We start from the raw sequence: 19,381 nt of genomic DNA, 5'->3' as shown, positions 1-19,381 counted from the left end.
AAACGAAAAGTCGAGGATGCAAAACAATGTTAGAAGAACGAAGATTAATTAGTTGTCATTCAAGACGACTCGTTTCCAAAAATCTTGGATAAAGCCCAGTCCATAGGCAATCAACTGTGTAAAAGATGCGATAACTGACAAGACCGCCACTTGTAGATGCTGGGTTGTTTTGAGTGCGTGCAGAAAAAGTAATAGCGTATAAATCAGCAATAGAAAATTACCGATTGAAGCTAGCGTTGAAGAGAAAAGGTTCGCGAGAAGTAAGAGAAACAAGAATACAACAAACGTGGCTGGAAGAAAATGAACCAGTTTAAGTTCCGAAGGAAAATGTTTATAGATGTTGATTCGTGCGCGACCAAAAAAATGCAGTTGCTTATAAAATTGTTTAAAATCGGTTCTTCGTTTATGATAAACAAAGGCGTCTGATATAAGTGCCGTTTTAAGACCAGCCTGTTGTATACGGATGCTGTACTCAATATCCTCTCCTAGGCGTGTCAACAGAAAACCTCCAACAGTCTCCCACACGTTGCGAGACACTCCCATATTGAAACTTCGTGGATGAAACACACCGATGTGATTCTTGTTTCCGCGGATGCCTCCCGTTGTAAACGGCGAGGTCATGGAGTAACTAATTGCTTTTTGAACCGGTGTAAACGACTCATGTGCAGCGTCCGGGCCGCCGAATGCATCGACATAGGTCGTTGCAAGATACGTGTTGACCGTCTGCAGGTAAGTAGCCGGTAAAATGATATCCGAATCGAATATAATGAAATAATCTCCCTTTGCACGTTCAAAGCCAAAGTTCCTAGCGAAACCCTGTCCTTCATTTTCTTTGTAGTAGTAACTCACTTGAAGTCGATCACGATACGAGTCGACAATCTCTTTGGCTTTTAGTTTTGATCCATCTTCGATGACTAAAACTTCGAAATTCGTGTAATCTTGCTTCGTCAGACTCGCCAACAGCTCATCAATCTCCTGCGGTCTGTTATACAAAGGAATGATAATGGAAAAAAACATATTAGATTACGCGGTCGATTTGATAGTTGTTCCGTTCCGACGAGCTTCTTGACACCAGCTCAGCCACAAAACCTGTTAAAAATAGCTGACAGCCAACGATTATCGCAACCAATGCCAGATAGAACAAAGGCTGATCCACCACATCACGATATTCAGTATGCGACGATATAGCTGCGAGTTTCTGGTAAACCAACCACAGGGTGATCACGAAGCCGGCAAAAAAGCTAAGCGCACCCATTGTCCCAAAAAAATGCATGGGTCGCTTACCAAATTTACCGACAAAGAAAATCGAGATCAGATCCAAAAAGCCATTAATAAATCGGCTCATACCAAATTTGGTCTTACCGTATTTCCGGGGATAATGCTTAACAACCTGCTCTCCTATTTTTTTAAATCCTGCCCATTTAGCAATGACAGGAATATAACGATGCATTTCACCGTAAACTTCAATACTTTTTACTACTTCAAGTCGATAGGCTTTCAAACCACAGTTGAAGTCGTGCAAGTTATCGATACCCGACATGGATCGGGTTACGGAATTAAAAAGTTTCGTCGGCAATGTCTTCGAAAGAGGGTCGTGTCTCTCCTTTTTCCATCCGGAGATAAGATCATAGCCTTCCACTACGATTCTTCTGTATAGTTCAGGAATCTCATCGGGACTGTCTTGGAGGTCGGCATCCATGGTGATAACCACATCGCCACTTGCCATAGCAAAACCGGTATTGAGTGCGGCCGACTTTCCGTAGTTACGTCGGAATTTGACCGCAGTCAGAGACGGGTTGGTTGCTTTCAGGTCTTCTATAACCGTCCAAGACCGGTCGGTACTTCCATCATCTACAAAAATAAGTTCGTAGCTGAGTTTGTTCTCCCAGCAAACGCGGTCGACCCACTCAGCTAACTCTGGCAATGACTCCTCCTCATTATATAAGGGGACAACGATGGATAGGTCAAGTTTCCTATTCATTAACGGGACCTTCATTATCAGGTTCTTGTGCAATAAAGACAGGGCGGTCTCTCTTAAAGATAGCAGCCCAGATAAGTGCACCAACAAAATAAATCAAAGCGGAAATAGCGACCGATTTAATAATATCCATAAAGCCTGGGTTGAACTGCTTTTCCAAACCTTTCTCCATTTCAGCAATGGTTTCATCAATAACTTCTTGGTCGGATGTCATGCTCTCCATCATCTCGGTCGTAGCATTCAAACTGATTTCTGTAATCTTCGCAGGATATTCAGGCTCGATCCATTTACCAAAAATGATTGAGAAGAAATACACAACGATAGTCGGAATGATAAACAGAATAAAAATATTGGCCAACGCTTCTTTAAAGCTCCAAAATCCCCCAATTTGCTTTCTAATTTCCAGCGTAAAATAAATGGCCAGACCAATTCCTACAATAAACTGAATAATGGAATGCTTCCAAGTACCCATAATTTGTGGAACGCCATAATAAACCAACAGGAAAATAACAATATTAATAGCCGCCCATATGATACCGTACTTTACGGCAAGAGACGTTGCTGAGACACCATTGTTTGAAGTAGAATTCATTTTGTTAAAATTAAGTTTATGATTGATTAAAAGCTACAATTAAAGCGTATATAGCAGCGTCGAACGATTTGTTCTTGCTGATCGCCACATAGTCATCAAACTGCCCTTCGGTAGGCTCCGGTTCTGCAAAAAAACTCATGATTGGATAAAACAAATCCTCCAATTCACTATCGGCCTCCAATCCGGACGCTACTCGTGCAATCTCCGAATAATTACTATCTACGAGTATTTGATTTACAATAAATGGTTCATAAATTCGATGTTCGTCTTGAAACTCATCTTCCTCCACCAATAAAAACTCTTTCAAGAAATCGTCTAAATCTGGATCGATTTCTTCATCTCGACATTCCCGGAGGTACAGTAACAGGTTTAGCAGCTCTGTTCCACGATCAATTGTCTCGTCTTCAATACGCTCCCACTCGGGCGACTCCAAGTAATCTGCCTCCAGACGCTGTACGTCATTAGTAAAAAAATTAATCAGCAACAAGTCGAAGTACGGCTCTCTCAGGTCATCGAAATGAATAAAATCATCAAAGGCCCTATCCAACAAGCCAACCTTTTCCATATACGGCAAGTCGGCTTCAAAAGCATCAAATATTCGTGATGAAAAAACATCTGATTTTTGCTTGTTTATTTGTGTATATTCTTGAATAGACGCTTTTAGAGCATTTTTTATTTGTTCATTCATAATCACGGTAGTTTAATTGCATGACCTTTATTTATCAGGAGGTCAACTTTACCCTTTAGCTCCGAATTAAACAGAGGGCTATTGCTAGCCTTTGATCGATTCGTAGACTCATCAAATATCCATAATTCACTTGGATTAATCAAAATTAGATTCGCTGGCTGATCTTCTTCCAACACGGGCTGTTCCACCTTTAAGATCTCTCTTGGGTTGACTGCCAATTTTTCAACGATAAGCTCAAGCGTTAAGCCGACTTTCAATAGAAGTGGCAAAACCGTTTGAAGACCAATAATACCAAATTCAGCTATTTCAAACTCTACCATTTTAAACTCTACCTCATGAGGCGTGTGTTGTGATACGATGGCGTCTATTGTCCCATCTTTCACACCTTTAATCAAAGCAGCGCGATCCTTCTTTGTTCTCAAAGGAGGTTTCACTTTAAAATTACTATCAAATGAAATAATCTCGTCATCCGTATAATACAAATGATGCGCAGCCACGTCACAAGTCACCTTCAAGCCTTTCTTTTTAGCTTGACGAATCAGGTTCACTGATCCCTCACAGCTGATGGTACTGAAATGAATAGGCGTGTCATTGTATTCAGCAAAAAACAAATCACGGGAAACCATCACCTCTTCGGCGATGTTCGGGTTGCCCTTCATTCCTAGGTAGGTGCTCACCTCCCCTTCGTTCATCTTTGTTTTACCGGCAATGGATTTATCTTCGGCATAGGAAAATACCAGTCCGCCAAAACCCTTTGTATACAGTAAAGCTCTACTCATCAAGCCCGAATGCTGGATGCTTCGATTGCCATCGCTGAACGCGACAGCGCCTGCAAGCTTCATATCATACAGCTCGGCTAAATCAACCCCTTCCCGGTTTTTACTGATCGCGGCAACGGGGTAAACGTTCACAATCAAATCGCGCGCACTATTCACAATGAATGCTACATCGGCGCGACTGTGTAACGGTGGGTTTGTGTTTGGTTGAAGGGCAATCCCTGTAAACCCTCCTGCTGCCGCAGCAGCTGCACCGGTAACCAAATCTTCCTTCGTTTCAAACCCGGGTTCACCAAAATTACAGTTTAAATCAAAAAAACCGGGAGCCAGAAAACGACCATCCCCATCTATAATTGTCGCATTCTTCGCCTGGATACTCCCCGACTTACCAATGTTTTTGATTAGTCCGTTCTCAACAAGAACATCTACTTTTTTATTAAAAAATGCGGAATTAGAGAAGAGAACTGTTGCATTCTGAACAATCAGCTTTTCCATAAATATGATTTAAGAGGGTGAATGAAACTGAAGTAAAGGAAAATTCCCAACCTACGAAGGCGATCTTCTGAAGTGAAATAAGAATAATGAATCGCTAAAACTGAATAGTTTAATTCGTGAATTGTTCCCATTAAGAAACAAAAATACAAAATACTCGTTAATAGAAAGCGAATATTTTGTATTTTTCCTTCCTAGGTCTACATCGTGCCGATAACCGTATTGTTCGGAATAACTGCTTTTTTCTTGATAACGACAATTCCATCTCTTACCGTATGAGTGTCAAAATCGCCATCGTCCAGATGAGGACCTCCATTTATACGAACGTCATTGCCAATACAAGCACTTTTGTCGATAATCGTGTTATCAATATAGCATCGCTCGCCGACACCAATCAATGGTCTCCCAAGTTTCTGGAATCTATCGATTTCATCCAAATCCTGATAATAATCAGCACCCATCATGTATGTATTCCGCATAACGGTGCCTCTACCTATTCGTGACCGGACACCAATTACACAGCGTTCAATTTTATCAGCATTGACAATGCAGCCGTCTGCAACAATTACGCGGTCGAGCAGACAACCGGCAAATTTAGATGGCGGCAGCATTCGTGAGCGCGAGAAGATAATGTTAGAGTCAAATAAGTTAAAAGCAGGAATATCGTCAGTCAAGCCAATATTGGCTTCAAAAAATGAATCAATATTCCCGATATCCGTCCAGTACCCATCATATTGATAGCTATAAACATCCGATTTCTCAATTGCATAGGGTATCAATTCCTTACCAAAATCGAGGCCGTCATTTTCTATGAGCAGATCAGCTAAGACACCTTTGTCAAATACGTAGATTCCCATAGATGCCAAGTGTTCCCGACCCTGACTCTTCATTTCATCACTCACTTCCGATTTCCATTCGCCAAGCAGATCGGTACTCGGCTTTTCTATAAAAGAGGTAATGTGACTTTCCTCGTTCGACTTGAGGATACCGAAGGATGTCGCATCTTTTGCGCTCACAGGTATGGTGGCCAACGTAATTTTAGCCTTGTTGTTGATGTGGAAGTCGATCAGTTCCTGGAAATCCATTTGATACAATTGGTCGCCCGATAAAATAAGAATGTAATCGTAATCGTGCACCTCCAAGTAGCGGCGTATTCTACGTACAGCGTCGGCTGTACCTTGATACCAGCGATCGCCGTCCATATTTTGTTCAGCTGCAAGGATATCGACAAAGCCTTTATCAAAAACACTAAAATTATAAGTGTTTTTGATGTGTGAGTTTAAGGAGGCGGAGTTATATTGCGTTAGAACGAAAATCCGGTTTAAGCCTGAGTTCAAACAATTCGATATTGGAATATCAACCAATCGATATTTACCTGCAATGGGAACCGCTGGTTTTGAACGAGTCAACGTCAGCGGATTTAATCGGGTTCCCCGCCCTCCTCCTAGAACAATGGAAATTACATTCGATTTCATAAGCTATAATTTAAGTCATTGATTAATACTGGCTATTTTTTACTAAGCTTCTCCCAGTCTGCCCAAAGCGACTGGTACAGTGATTTATATTTATCAGCAGATGACTCCCATGAAAAATCTTGCTCCATCATCAATTTCCGCTTCTGATTTAGCAAATTTTTACGGGTATAGAGAGCCACAGCCTGAGCCATAGCCTCCAACATCTCAGATACGGTGCTATTTTCGAACGAGATACCATATCCATCTTGCGAAATATCGACCACTGTATCGGCTAAACCGCCTGTTTTACGCACGATAGGCATCGTGCCATACTGCATCGCATACAATTGGTTCAGACCACAGGGTTCTACCCTCGACGGCATCAGCAAGAAGTCAGAGCTAGCGTAGATGCGATGAGACAAAGACTCATCATAACCGATTGTCACAACGACATTCTTCGCAAAGCGTTCGGATAGTGCAATCAATTTACTTTCGGTTTCCGCATCGCCCGAGCCCAAAATCATCATATTGAACTGGTCAGGAAAAGCTTTTATAGCGGCCTCTATGAAGGCTGGCAACAGATCCGCACCTTTTTCATGGACTAAGCGACCGATAAACGAGAATAAAGGCAAGCGATAAGTGAGTCCATGCTGCTTGCAAAAAGTCATTTTGTTCTTCCGTTTGCCTTCTAGGTTTGTATGATCGAACGCAAACTTAATCAAGGCGTCTTTCATCGGATGCCATACCTCTGAATCAATTCCATTGACAATGCCATGCGACTTTTGACTTTCTGATGCAAACAGTGCTTCCAGCCCATTAGCTTTACCAAACAATTCTTCCAAATAGCCTTCAGAGACCGTGGTATAAGCCCAACAACATTTAATTAATGCTGCCAAGGGGTTGATCACCCCATTCCAATCCAGAAGCCCCCGATGAGCCCAATCGAACGCTGGCATCAAAACCGCTTGATCCCAACCCATCCAACCTTGATATTGTCCATTGTGCACTGTACCGACAGTTGGCATCCCTCGTAACGATTTAAATTCTTCGCCATAGTCAATAAAGAAAGGAATCAATCCGCTATGATGATCATGACAGTGCAAAAGAATAGGTTCCGGCTGGCTGGCAGAAAGCCAATGGAGCAAAGCATGTTGAAAAGCGATAAACTGAATACTCTCATCTGAATAGCCATACACGTCTTTTCTATCCAACAAACCGGGTATTTTGACCAGATACAAACTGAATCCCAGGACATTATCACGTTCTTTACTTATATGATAATCATAGATTTGAGTGCCAATCTTAATCTCCCCTGTAAAAATTGATATAAAGCAGCGTTCATTAACAAAAGCACAGTCGTACCAAGGCATGATCACTGATGCGTCTATCCCCAAGCGGTTCTGATATTTGGGTAGCGCACCCACTACATCACCAAGGCCGCCTACTTTGGCGACCGGATAGCATTCAGCACTTATATGGTAAACTTTCATGTCAAAAAATGTTAGATCAACCCACCTGCTTCCTTTTCAGAACAAGCCCTCCTAAAGGCGGCAACTTCAGTTCCGCCGATACTGCTTGATTCATCCAAGAAATGGCTTCCGTATTAACCGAAAAGGAGGAAACTCCAGAACCGCTATAATCGACCTCATCAGAATTGAAAACAACCTCCCAACGTCCGCCAGCCGGCATCCCCACCCTAAAGTTCTCATGAAATACCGGCGTCATATTTAATACGATTACCAAGTCATCCTTACTGCGAATACCTTTTCTTTGGTAAACTAAAACCGATTTATCCGCGTCTCCCGCTTCGATCCATCGAAAGCCATCACTTCTAAAAGATATCTCATAGAGAGCAGGTTCTGAGCGGTAGAAGAAGTTCAATCCTTTAACAAGCTCGAACAAACCCATATGCTCAGCATACTGCATTAGGTGCCAGTCCAACGACTGATCGAAGTTCCATTCCGAGCTTTGCCCAAACTCGCCCCCCATGAAAAGCAGTTTCGTACCGGGATGCGTGTACATATACAGATACAACAATCGCAAATTAGCAAATTGCTGCCACCGGTCGCCCGGCATTTTGTTGAGTAACGAACGTTTCCCATGCACCACTTCATCATGAGACAAGGGCAGCATAAAGTTTTCGGCAAATGCGTAAACCGTGCTGAAGGTGATTTTTCCGTGGATATATTTACGATAAATGGGGTCCTCGCTAAAATAGGCTAATGTGTCGTTCATCCAGCCCATCATCCATTTCATCCCAAAACCCAAGCCCCCCGCAAAGGTAGGGCTGCTGACCCCCGGCCAGGCGGTCGACTCTTCGGCGATGGTCTGTATATCCGGATATTCCTGATAAACGGTTTCATTGAATTCCTTGAGAAAGCTGACCGCTTCCAAATTCTCTCGGCCGCCGAGCTCATTTGGAATCCACTCGCCTTCTTTTCTTGAATAATCGAGATAAAGCATGGATGCAACGGCATCAACGCGGAGCGCATCAACGTGGTAACGATCTAACCAAAAAAGCGCATTGCTAATCAAAAACGACCTGACTTCATGACGACCGTAATTGAAAATATAGGAGTTCCAATCGGGATGATAACCTTTTTTCGGATCAGCATGCTCGTACATATGGGTTCCGTCGAATTCATACAGGCCGTGACTATCGCCCGGAAAATGTGATGGCACCCAGTCGAATATAACGCCAATATCATGTAAATGGAGTTGTTCGATCAAGTACATCAAATCTTGAGGTGACCCGAAGCGTGAGCTGGGTGCAAAGAAGCCCGTAATCTGGTATCCCCATGAAGGCCCATAGGGATATTCCATGACCGGCATAAACTCTACGTGAGTGAAACCGCACTCCAAAATATAGGGCACAAGCTTATCGGCTATTTGTCGATAATTTAAATGTTCATCCGGCTTGTCAGGATCACGTATCCACGATCCCAAATGCATTTCGTAAACGGCCATCGGTGTATTCAATGCATTTTTCTCGCGTCGCTTTTCCATCCAAGCCTGATCTTGCCACTCATGCCAGGTAGTCTGGACAAGTGATGCAGTTTTAGGAGGTGTTTCCCATTGCAATGCAAAGGGGTCACCTTTTTCTATCAAGACGCCTTCTTGTGTTTCAATAGCATATTTATAGATCTCCCCTAATTCGACGTGTGGTATGAAACCTTCCCAAATCCCAGACTCATCCCAACGAACATAAAGCGGATGTGCGTAGCGGTTCCATGAATTAAAGTTTCCGATAACGGATACTGCTGCCGCATTGGGAGCCCACACTGCAAAGTAGGTTCCCTTATAATCGCCATAATTCAAAACATGGGCACCAAACTTTTCATAAAGCCTGTAATGTTTGCCCGCTTTAAATAATCCAATATCAAAATCAGAAAACTTTGAAATGGCTTCAACCGAATCCATCATAGAACCTCCTTTCTTTTTTAAGACACCATAATCTTATCAAAACCCTTTCCCACTACCAAATGCAAGCTTCCGTCTTTATCTTTCTCGAAATCAACAGAATCGTTATCGACCAATATTTTATTTATGTTGAACGGCAGGCCGATCAGCTTAATTTTATAGCTTGTATAAGGCGTATGATAGCGTCCTTCTCGGCTTTGCTGCACGGTCAATGACGTTTCTGTCCCTTGTAGCTTAAATTTCTTATCTATGTAATACTCATTTTCATAGGCATAAGACTCCCCATCATCTTCGTATAAATTAGAGTCGAGGCTTCCATTCAGATAATAGATATTCAACGCTAGGTCATCCATCACTTTTTCATTCACATGTTGCATAATCGGATTAATTGGCAATACCGTACCTGCTTTGATAAACATTGGCATCTGATCGAGAGGGGTTTCTATAGAATGTTCCTCCCCACCAGTCATTAAAGCATGCGTCCAGTAGTCATACCAATAACCTTTGGGCAGGTAAATTGTTTTTACACGCTGTCCATCTTCCAAGACCGGTGACACCAAAATCTTATCACCAAAAGAGAACTCCTCCTCCCGGTTGTGATTATCGTCACTCTGCTCCAACATAATTAATGGTTTGAGTATCGGCTTACCGGCAACCGCATGCTCTCTGAATACAGTATATATATATGACAGTAGCTGATAGCGCAGCTCAATAAATTTCCTATTAATAGCTTCATATTCTTCACCGAAGCTCCAAGGCTCTCTTTCAGCTGTATCACCGGCCGAGTGAGCTCTCATAAAGGGAGAGAATACACCAAATTGCAACCAGCGACTAAAAAGCTCTGCACTCGGCTCACCACTAAATCCGCCGATATCGGTGCCGCAGAATGATAGCCCGGACATAGCTAAGCGCTGCAACTGTAATGAACCAATTTTCAGATGTTCCCAAGTCGCCACATTATCGCCGGTCCACACGGATGCGTACCGCTGCGTACCGGAATAGGCTGCTCGTGTAATGGTAAAAGGTCGTTTACCATGCAGCAAGGCCTTTAATCCGTCGTAAGTGGCCCGAACCATTTGCATTCCATAAATATTATGCGCTTTCCGATGCGATCCCCGCTGCCCATCAAACTGATGACGCACATCATTAGGAAAGGTACCTCTGCCGAAAACAGCCGGTTCGTTCATATCGTTCCATACGCCCGAAACGCCGCTGTCCACTAAATCTTTATAAAGCCCACCCCACCATTTCCTGACTTCGGGATTGGTAAAATCAGGAAATTTACAACGACCCGGCCATACATAACCCTCCATAAAATAGTCATCACCACGGCGACAGAAATAATTATTTTTATCGGCTTCTTTATATACCCAGTAGTTCTCATCTACTTTGATTCCAGGATCAATCATGACTACCGTTTGAAATCCGTCTTCCGACAGATCGGCTATCATTTTCTTATGGTCGGGGAAATACTTTTTATTCCATGTAAAACAACGGTAGCCATCCATATAATCGATATCCAAATAAATCGCATCACACGGAATTTTCCGATCTCTAAACTGTTTGGCTAAGTCGCGAACCTTCGCCTCAGGATAATAGCTCCATCGGCATTGATGATAACCTAGTGCCCATTTCGGAGGCAAATAATGCGTCCCGGTTAATAAATGATAGCGTTTGATTACATCCTCCATGGCTGGGCCGTGGATATAATAATATTGAAGTTCACCACCCTCAGACCAAAAGCTGGTTTTTGCAGGATCCTCGGCTGCGAAATCAAAATAGGTCTTAAATGTATTGTCGAAAAAAATACCATAAGCCTCTCCATCCTTTAACCCAACATAAAAGGGGATACTTTTATATAGCGGATCACGATTAAAGCCGAAGGAATAGGTATCTGAATTCCAATTAACAAGTCGTTTACCACGCAAGTTGAGGTGAGTCGGCTTATCACCCAAACCAAAAAAACTCTCGTTAGGAGCAGCATCTTTGGTGTTGTAAACATAATATCCACCGAAGTCTGCGTTTTCCTCCCAATGCATCGGCGTAGCATCCTTACTGAATACCTTGCCATCTCGATCCACAAAGGACACGAGCGCTGTCTCTTTCTCTATAACGCATGTTACTGTGTTTGTTCTCACACGATAGCTCGTGTCGTCTTCTGTGAGATCAAATAAATCTACGTGCTGAGTCGAATTACTAACCGCATAAGAGAAGTCCTTTAAAAAACTTGAATTCGGCGCCAGACGCACGCGAATAATCTCGTCGCTTACCACCTTAACTTCAACTGTGGCGACTCCGTCGTGAAAATAAAAGCTGTTGTCCTGCTGGATGAACTGCCTGATTGGTTTTAAATATTTCTTCTCTATACTCGGCGGATCTAACACGGGGTTATTGGTATGGTGAATTTCCTCTTCGTATTGATTGTTCCATTCTTCCCGTAGCTTCTGAGCTGTATTAAACTTTTCGATCATATCTGTCTAACAATGATTATGAACACAATTTACATGAATTAATGTTAAATTGGATGAATAACGAAAAATAAATACAGCTCTACGTTCTGAAGAAAATCCCACCACGTTGAATTGATAAATTCTTAACAAAAACATGTTATTATTTGTGATTTAATTTGCATAGCATAAAAAAGCAACTATATTTGCAATTCAATGCAAGCAATTATTGGTTAAAAAAGACATGAATTACGCAAACCGACATCATCTACATTTCCATCGCCATTGTGGCGATTTATATTAGTATGTTTCTACGTGGAGCGTAAACCCAAGTGTTAAATTTTTTATTAATAATTATATCTTTTGAAAGCATTAAAAATAGCCATCCAAAAATCTGGTCGCCTTAACGAAAAATCAGTCGAACTTCTTAAAAACTGTGGACTTTCTTTCGAGAACTATAAAAGCTCTCTTATTACTTCTGTCGCAAATTTTCCACTAGAGATCTTATTTCTAAGAGACGACGATATCCCTGAATATGTTCAAGACGGCATCGCTGATCTGGGCATCGTTGGAGAAAACGTCATCAAAGAAAAAGAAGTTTCAGTAGAATACCTCCAAGCCCTAGGCTTCGGAAAGTGTACGTTGAAAATTGCGATACCAAAGGAAAAACCGCTGAACTATATTGACGATTTAAATGGAAAATCAATCGCTACATCCTATCCGATAATTCTACAAAAATTTCTTGATCAGCATCAAATCAAAGCCGATATCAGAACCATTTCCGGTTCAGTAGAGATTGGTCCTGGATTAGGTCTTAGTGATGCTATTTGTGACATCGTATCCACAGGCAGTACATTAAGAAATAACGGACTGGAACCTTTTGCTGATGTACTGTCTTCGCAGGCGATTCTTATCGGAAAAAAGGACATTAAGGAACACTCGGTTGTTGAAGAACTTCTACAGCGTGTGCAGTCGGTTTTGCGAGCAAAGGAAACCAAATACGTGGTTTTAAATGTTAAAAAAGAAGGACTCGATGGGATATTAGATATTCTTCCGGGCGTAAAAAGTCCGACCGTAATTCCTCTTGCAGAAGAAGGCTGGGTAGCCGTTCATACGGTTATTTCAGAACAAGATTTCTGGGAAAAGATCAACAACCTGAAATCGTTCGGCGCACAAGGTATTGTTGTAATGCCTATTGAGAAAATAATTATGTAAACCATCCTTGATTTAGGCCGGTGTCATGAGAGTCTTGATACAGGATTAAATCAAACCTTAGCCATGTGTTTATGATTTCTTATTTTGAATATAAAGAACTAAGTCGACGACAGATCGACGAGCTCATCATACGAAATGCGGATACGGATCAAAAAATCCGTAGTCAGGTTGAGTCTATCGTGGAAACCGTAAAGAAAACGGGCGATCAAGCTTTAATTGATTATGCAGAGCAGTTTGACGGGATAGAATTAAGCGAACTTGCTTATCGTCAGGGTGAAATTGATGCCGCGGCAATGCGTGTCGACCGCAATCACGCTCGCTCGCTGGAAATAGCTTCCAATAATATCTATACATTCCATAAAACGCAGTTAAAACGAGAACGGAGAACCCAAACTACCACTGGGGTAACTTGTTGGCGTGAAAACCGACCGATTGAACGGGTCGGTTTATATATTCCGGGTGGTTCGGCAGTACTGCCAAGTACATTTTTAATGCTTGGAATCCCAGCGCGGATTGCGGGGTCAAAAAAGATAGTTGTCTGCACCCCGCCACAAAAAGATGGACGTTTAAACCCCTATATAGCCTATTGTGCGAAGTTGCTAAAAATTGACACGATATATAAAGCCGGTGGAGCCCAAGCAATTGCTGCCATGGCGTTTGGAACGGAAAGCATCCCCAAGGTAGACAAGATATTTGGACCGGGGAACCAATATGTTACTCAAGCAAAAAGCCTCGTTCAGACCATATCCAATACGGCAATTGATATGCCGGCTGGTCCCTCTGAAGTAGTTGTGATTGGCGACCGAAGCAGTAATCCGGTCTTTGTGGCAGCCGACCTGTTAGCCCAAGCCGAGCATGGACCCGATAGCCAATCGATCTTGTTAACGAGCGATAAGCAACTCGCTAAACAAGTACAGGAGGAGTTAAAGACTCAACTCGAAGATTTACCACGGAAAGAAATAGCCGCCAAGGCGCTTGCAAATTCATATATAATCAATTTTGAAAAGGAAGAAGAATTGATGGACTTTTGTAACGAGTATGCACCTGAACACCTGATTCTTTCCGTGGATAATCCCGAAAGTTTAGGCTCTCAAATCATGAATGCGGGCTCTGTATTCTACGGTCATCTAACGCCCGAAAGTGCTGGAGACTATGCTTCGGGAACCAACCATACCTTGCCGACCAGTGCTTATGCCAAAGCTTATTCGGGGGTATCGGTAGACTCCTTCGTTAAGAAAATAACCTTCCAGCAAATCAATGAAGAAGGAATCCTTAATTTGGGCCCCGTTGTGGAGACCTTGGCAGAGATAGAAGGCTTAGCAGCGCATAAAAATGCTATAAGCGTTCGTTTACGACAGATTAAAAACAGTGAGGATAGTCAATATGTCTAATTTCAATATTCAATCGATTTTAAGGGATAATATCAAAAATCTAAATCCTTATTCCAGCGCACGTCATGAATATACGGGGGAAGCTTCGATCTTTTTGGATGCGAATGAAAACCCCTATGGATCACCTTTAGATCAGGATTACAATCGCTATCCCGACCCACTGCAGGCAGAATTAAAGACAGCTCTTAGCAAGATAAAGGGTGTTCCAAGCAATAATACCTTTATTGGTAATGGAAGCGACGAAGCTATTGATATACTGATACGTGCGTTTTGCAGACCTGGAATTGACAACATTCTGATCCTACCTCCTACCTATGGGATGTACGAAGTGTCAGCCAACATCAATGATGTAGAGGTAAAAAAAGTAAGTCTGACACCACAATACCAACTAGATCTGGACGCTATTGCGGAAACAATCGATCAAAACACCAAGATTATTTTTGTATGTTCACCTAATAACCCAACCGGCAACTCGCTATATCGAGAGGACGTCGAAATATTGCTGAATAACTTCAACGGACTGGTAGTGGTAGACGAGGCCTACATCAACTACTCACGTCAAAAAACCTTTATTCAGGAGCTGACCGAATATGCTAATCTTGTTGTCTTACAGACGCTTTCCAAAGCCTGGGGCTTAGCGGGTTTACGTATTGGTATTGCTTTTGCCAGTGAGGAAATTATCCATGTATTTAATAAGATCAAGCCTCCGTATAATGTCAATCAGTCGTCACAAGCCCTCGCACTTGAAGCCTTAAACAATATTGATCAGATAAACAATTGGATTCGTGAAACCATAAATGAACGAACGACATTAACTAAAGGCTTACTTGAATTTAGTTTTGTGGAACATATTTATCCATCTGACGCCAATTTTATCCTCGTCAAGGTAGCTGACCCGATGGCAATTTACCAGCACCTCAACCAGGAAGGTATTATCGTGCGCGACCGTTCGAAAGTGACCCTCTGCGAAGGCTGCTTACGAATTACGGTGGGTACCCCTGTAGAAAACAAAAGCCTATTGGAGGCGTTAAAGAAATTTAAATAACATGGCATCAATAGAACAAAATAATCCGAAAAAGCTGCTATTCATCGATAGGGATGGTACTCTTATTATTGAACCCGATGATGAACAGATTGATAGCTTCGATAAGCTCCGCTTCTACCCGGAAGCTATACAATATTTAGCTAGAATAGCGAAAGAACTGGATTACAGACTCGTACTGGTTAGTAACCAAGACGGTTTGGGGACGGAGTCTCATCCATTAGAAAACTTCCAGCCGGTTCACGACTTCATTATTGAAACGCTTCGTTCTGAGGGAATTGAGTTTATCGCGGAGCATATAGACCGGACTTGGCCGCATGAAAATGCGTCTACACGCAAACCTGGGATTGCCATGCTGAAAGCGTATGTTGACGACAGCGATCGATATGATATTAAAAATTCCTTTGTTATTGGGGACCGTATTAATGATGTGAAACTAGCGGAAAACTTAGGCACAAAAGCCATTTGGTTAAATAATAATCCAAACCTAGGAGTAGCAGAGAACCATGTATTAAACGAGGATGTTGTGGCACTGGAAAGCAGTTCATGGAAAGCTATATATGAATTTCTAAAGCTGGGCCGGCGAAAGGTATCACATATTCGAAAAACCAACGAAACTGACATTTCAATCGAACTGGATCTGGATGGTAGCGGTAAGTCCTCTATCAATACCGGCATTGCTTTCTTTGATCATATGCTCGACCAGATCGCAAGACACGGTGGTATAGATCTTCAAATCGCAACCAAAGGAGACTTACACATCGACGAACATCATACCATTGAAGATACAGGAATTGCCCTCGGTGAAGCCTTTCTAACGGCGCTGGGAGATAAAAGAGGAATAGGGCGCTATGGATTTTGCCTACCGATGGACGACTGCCTGGCACAGGTAGCTATCGATTTCGGCGGAAGAAACTGGCTTGTGTGGAATGCTGAATTTAAGCGAGAGAAAATCGGCGAAATGCCGACCGAGATGTTTGATCATTTCTTTAAATCTTTTTCTGATGCAGCCAAATGTAATCTCAACATCCAAGCAGAAGGAAGCAATGAGCATCATAAAATAGAGTCAATTTTCAAGGCTTTTGCTAAGTGCATTAAAATGGCTATTAAGCGAGACGCTGACAATATGCAACTGCCGAGTACAAAAGGGTTGTTATAGATGGTTCAAGAAAAAAATAAAACAGTCGGTATTGTCAACTACGGCGCGGGCAATATCTTCTCATTGACGGCAGCTCTTCGTCGCCAGGATATTAGCTATGGCATGATTAATGCGCCCGGGGACTTGAAGGGATTTGAACGTGTTATTATTCCCGGTGTCGGACATGCGGCAAAGGCTATGAAGAAACTAGACACGATAAAGATGATTGAAGCTGTGAAAGCTCTAGAAAAGCCGGTATTGGGGATCTGTTTGGGAATGCAACTCCTAACTAGGTTTTCTGAAGAAGGAGATACGCCTTTATTGGATTTGATACCGCTCAACACAACGGCTTTCAGTGACGATGTGGGACTAAAAGTACCCCATATGGGCTGGAATATGGTTCATAAGGAGCAGTCTTCACCAATTCTGACCAATATTGACGACAACAGCTATTTTTATTTTGTTCACTCGTTTTATATTGAATATAATCCTAAATTTACCGTCGCATCATGCAACTATGGATTAAATTTTTCTGCTATCATAAAAAATAAAAATTTTTACGGCGTTCAGTTCCATCCTGAAAAATCTGGAACAGCCGGAGAAACCCTTCTAAAGAATTTTGCCACACTTTAAAACAAGCAAGTATAAATATGTATATCATTCCAGCAATCGATATTTTAGACAAGAAAGTTGTTCGTCTTCGTGAAGGAAATTACGAGGATGTTACTACCTATGACGTTAGCTTAGAAGAGATGATTGAGAAATATCAGGCTAATGGTACTGAGATTATCCACGTCATTGATTTGAATGGTGCTAAAGGTGATTTTAAGAATCAGAAACACCTCTTCGATATCGTCAAGAAGGTTGACATGAAAATTCAATACGGTGGTGGTATCCGAAGTATTGATATGGTTAAAAAACTCACAGATGAGGGAATTTATCGGGTAATTGTTGGTACTCAAGCCCTAACCAAGCCGACTTTTTTAGATGAGCTAAGTACTCTCAAATGTTCGGATCAAATCATCATAGCCATTGATGTTCTTGATGAGGTAATTAAATATTCAGGATGGATGGAAAGTTCACCGGTAAAACTAATTGATTATATCGATCGTTGTTTGGGATTAGGGTTTTTCCGATTCCTGTGTACTGATATCAACAAAGACGGCAAGCTCAGTGGTGCAGGAGTCGACTTATATAAAAAATTGTTGAATCACTCCCCGATCATTAAGTTGATCGCTTCTGGCGGAATTAGCTCAATGCAGGACATCCAAGAGCTTTCTCAACTTAGGATTGAAGCAGCTGTCGTAGGAAAGGCTATTTACGAAGATCACATCAGCATCGAAGAAATTAAAGAATGGAACCTAAGATCGTTGATCAAATTTTAACTGCAAACACATTGGCCAAACGCATCATCCCCTGTTTGGATGTAAAGGACGGACGAACCGTGAAAGGTGTCAATTTTGTTAACTTACAAGATGCCGGCGACCCTGTCGAATTAGCTTATCAATATTCGCAACAAGGAGCTGATGAGCTCGTATTTCTAGATATCTCAGCAACACATGAAGGTCGGAAAACGACGGTCGACTTGGTAAAGAAAGTTGCTGAAAACATCAATATCCCATTCACGATTGGAGGGGGAATTTCCGAGTTATCAGATGCAGAAGCCCTTTTAAATGCGGGAGCCGATAAAATTTCGATTAATTCAGCGGCGGTTAAACACCCACAACTCATTGAAGATTTAGCCAAGGCCTTCGGCAAGCAGTTTGTTGTAGTAGCAGTAGACACTCGTTTCGTTGAAGATCAGAATTACGTACATCTGAATGGAGGAAGAATCAAAACAGACTGGGAAACCTTTGCGTGGATAAAGCATGCAGAATCTCTCGGTGCAGGAGAAATTTTACTGACATCGATGGACTACGATGGCACAAAAAATGGTTTTGATTGTAACCTGCTTGGCGAAATCAATAAAGATCTTTCGATTCCGCTCATTGCATCCGGCGGCGCCGGCAGTATTCAACATTTTATCGATGTATTCAAAGAGAGCCATGTTGACGCTGCGCTAGCTGCATCGGTATTTCACTACGGTGAGATAGCGATTCCTCAACTCAAACAACAACTAATCGACAACGGAATACAAATAAGACCTTAAGTATTATGATCGATTTCAATAAAAACGATGGACTAGTCCCTGTTATCATTCAGGACAATAAAACTTTAGAAGTACTCATGCTGGGTTATATGAACGAAGAAGCATGGGAGAAAACAAACGAAGATAAACTAGTAACCTTTTTCTCGCGATCTAAAAATAGACTGTGGACCAAAGGTGAAGAAAGTGGAAACTTTCTTAAGGTTGTCTCTACGCATATCGACTGCGACCGGGACACGATCTTGATCAAAGCGAAACCACAAGGTCCGACTTGCCATACGGGTTCTAGAAGCTGCTTTCAAACTGAGTTCAACCAAAATTTCTTGTTTTATCTGGAAAGTGTTGTGAAGGATCGCTATGAGAATCCGGTAGAGGGATCCTATATTAACAGACTGCAGGCAAAGGGAATCAATAAAATCGCTCAGAAAGTTGGTGAAGAAGCTACGGAGACGATTATCGCTGCTTTAAACGAGCGAAAAAAAGATTTTGTAAATGAAACATCCGATCTTCTGTTTCATTTACTTGTTTTATTACAGGAAAAAAACATTTCACTTAAAAAAATTGCAAAGAACTTAGAAAGCAGACATAAATAAGCGATATAT

At 42.0% G+C, this 19,381-nt stretch carries 17 protein-coding genes; 8 read left to right on the top strand and 9 right to left on the bottom strand.

Annotation, left to right across the window (positions count from 1 at the left end):
• Positions 1–48: 48 nt before the first annotated feature.
• The 9 genes from WKR92_RS13220 to WKR92_RS13180 form a co-directional block, all read right to left on the bottom strand.
• On the bottom strand, positions 49–1,017 hold the full coding sequence (locus WKR92_RS13220) for a glycosyltransferase family 2 protein (RefSeq protein WP_375558309.1): 969 nt from the start codon (positions 1,015–1,017) through the stop codon (positions 49–51).
• Between the two features lies 1 nt (position 1,018).
• The gene (locus WKR92_RS13215; RefSeq protein ID WP_375558308.1) at positions 1,019–1,981 is read right to left on the bottom strand and encodes a glycosyltransferase family 2 protein; all 963 of its coding nucleotides are present in this window, start codon (positions 1,979–1,981) and stop codon (positions 1,019–1,021) included.
• Positions 1,974–2,570, bottom strand: a complete 597-nt coding sequence (locus WKR92_RS13210) for a DUF4199 domain-containing protein (protein ID WP_375558307.1) — start codon at positions 2,568–2,570, stop codon at positions 1,974–1,976. Before WKR92_RS13210 ends, WKR92_RS13215 begins: the two co-directional genes overlap by 8 nt.
• A 16-nt stretch (positions 2,571–2,586) precedes the next feature.
• Positions 2,587–3,258 carry a hypothetical protein gene (locus WKR92_RS13205; RefSeq protein ID WP_375558306.1) on the bottom strand — a complete coding sequence of 224 codons (672 nt, stop codon included), beginning with the start codon at positions 3,256–3,258 and terminating at the stop codon, positions 2,587–2,589.
• Positions 3,259–3,260: 2 nt separating this feature from the next.
• Positions 3,261–4,529 (bottom strand): dihydroorotase, encoded by a 1,269-nt coding sequence (locus WKR92_RS13200; RefSeq protein WP_375558305.1) that lies wholly within the window; start codon positions 4,527–4,529, stop codon positions 3,261–3,263.
• Between the two features lie 197 nt (positions 4,530–4,726).
• Positions 4,727–6,001 carry a glucose-1-phosphate adenylyltransferase gene (locus tag WKR92_RS13195; protein WP_375558304.1) on the bottom strand — a complete coding sequence of 425 codons (1,275 nt, stop codon included), beginning with the start codon at positions 5,999–6,001 and terminating at the stop codon, positions 4,727–4,729.
• Positions 6,002–6,033: 32 nt separating this feature from the next.
• Positions 6,034–7,470: a glycogen synthase gene (locus WKR92_RS13190; protein WP_375558303.1), complete on the bottom strand. Its 1,437-nt coding sequence runs from the start codon at positions 7,468–7,470 to the stop codon at positions 6,034–6,036.
• Between the two features lie 16 nt (positions 7,471–7,486).
• Entirely contained in the window at positions 7,487–9,403 is a 1,917-nt protein-coding gene (gene glgB / locus WKR92_RS13185) for a 1,4-alpha-glucan branching protein GlgB (protein WP_375558302.1), read from the bottom strand.
• 17 nt (positions 9,404–9,420) lie between these two features.
• Positions 9,421–11,871 (bottom strand): glycoside hydrolase family 31 protein, encoded by a 2,451-nt coding sequence (locus WKR92_RS13180; protein ID WP_375558301.1) that lies wholly within the window; start codon positions 11,869–11,871, stop codon positions 9,421–9,423.
• A 339-nt stretch (positions 11,872–12,210) separates the two neighbouring features.
• Here WKR92_RS13180 and hisG point away from each other — a divergent pair, with 339 nt between their 5' ends.
• The 8 genes from hisG (at position 12,211) to hisIE (ending at position 19,372) form a co-directional block, all read left to right on the top strand.
• On the top strand, positions 12,211–13,062 hold the full coding sequence (gene hisG / locus WKR92_RS13175; RefSeq protein WP_375558300.1) for an ATP phosphoribosyltransferase: 852 nt from the start codon (positions 12,211–12,213) through the stop codon (positions 13,060–13,062).
• Positions 13,063–13,133: 71 nt separating this feature from the next.
• Entirely contained in the window at positions 13,134–14,453 is a 1,320-nt protein-coding gene (hisD, locus tag WKR92_RS13170; RefSeq protein ID WP_375558299.1) for a histidinol dehydrogenase, read from the top strand.
• Entirely contained in the window at positions 14,446–15,498 is a 1,053-nt protein-coding gene (gene hisC / locus WKR92_RS13165) for a histidinol-phosphate transaminase (protein ID WP_375558298.1), read from the top strand. The genes hisD and hisC overlap by 8 nt, the downstream gene beginning before the upstream one ends.
• Before the next feature lies 1 nt (position 15,499).
• Positions 15,500–16,654 carry a bifunctional histidinol-phosphatase/imidazoleglycerol-phosphate dehydratase HisB gene (gene hisB, locus WKR92_RS13160; RefSeq protein WP_375558297.1) on the top strand — a complete coding sequence of 385 codons (1,155 nt, stop codon included), beginning with the start codon at positions 15,500–15,502 and terminating at the stop codon, positions 16,652–16,654.
• Positions 16,655–17,266 carry an imidazole glycerol phosphate synthase subunit HisH gene (hisH, locus tag WKR92_RS13155; RefSeq protein WP_375558296.1) on the top strand — a complete coding sequence of 204 codons (612 nt, stop codon included), beginning with the start codon at positions 16,655–16,657 and terminating at the stop codon, positions 17,264–17,266.
• Between the two features lie 17 nt (positions 17,267–17,283).
• Positions 17,284–18,018, top strand: coding sequence for a 1-(5-phosphoribosyl)-5-[(5-phosphoribosylamino)methylideneamino]imidazole-4-carboxamide isomerase (locus WKR92_RS13150; RefSeq protein WP_375558295.1), 735 nt, complete (start codon positions 17,284–17,286; stop codon positions 18,016–18,018).
• A complete protein-coding gene (gene hisF, locus WKR92_RS13145; RefSeq protein WP_375558294.1) occupies positions 17,988–18,782 on the top strand; it encodes an imidazole glycerol phosphate synthase subunit HisF in 795 nt (264 codons plus the stop codon). Before WKR92_RS13150 ends, hisF begins: the two co-directional genes overlap by 31 nt.
• 5 nt (positions 18,783–18,787) lie before the next feature.
• The gene (gene hisIE / locus WKR92_RS13140) at positions 18,788–19,372 is read left to right on the top strand and encodes a bifunctional phosphoribosyl-AMP cyclohydrolase/phosphoribosyl-ATP diphosphatase HisIE (RefSeq protein ID WP_375558293.1); all 585 of its coding nucleotides are present in this window, start codon (positions 18,788–18,790) and stop codon (positions 19,370–19,372) included.
• Positions 19,373–19,381 lie beyond the last annotated feature (9 nt).

The sequence above is a fragment of the Albibacterium profundi genome, assembly GCF_042159835.1.
Taxonomy (GTDB): Bacteria; Bacteroidota; Bacteroidia; order Sphingobacteriales; family Sphingobacteriaceae; genus Albibacterium; species Albibacterium profundi.
Note: the sequence above shows the minus strand (reverse complement) of the source record. Positions and strands in the feature narration are given on the sequence as shown.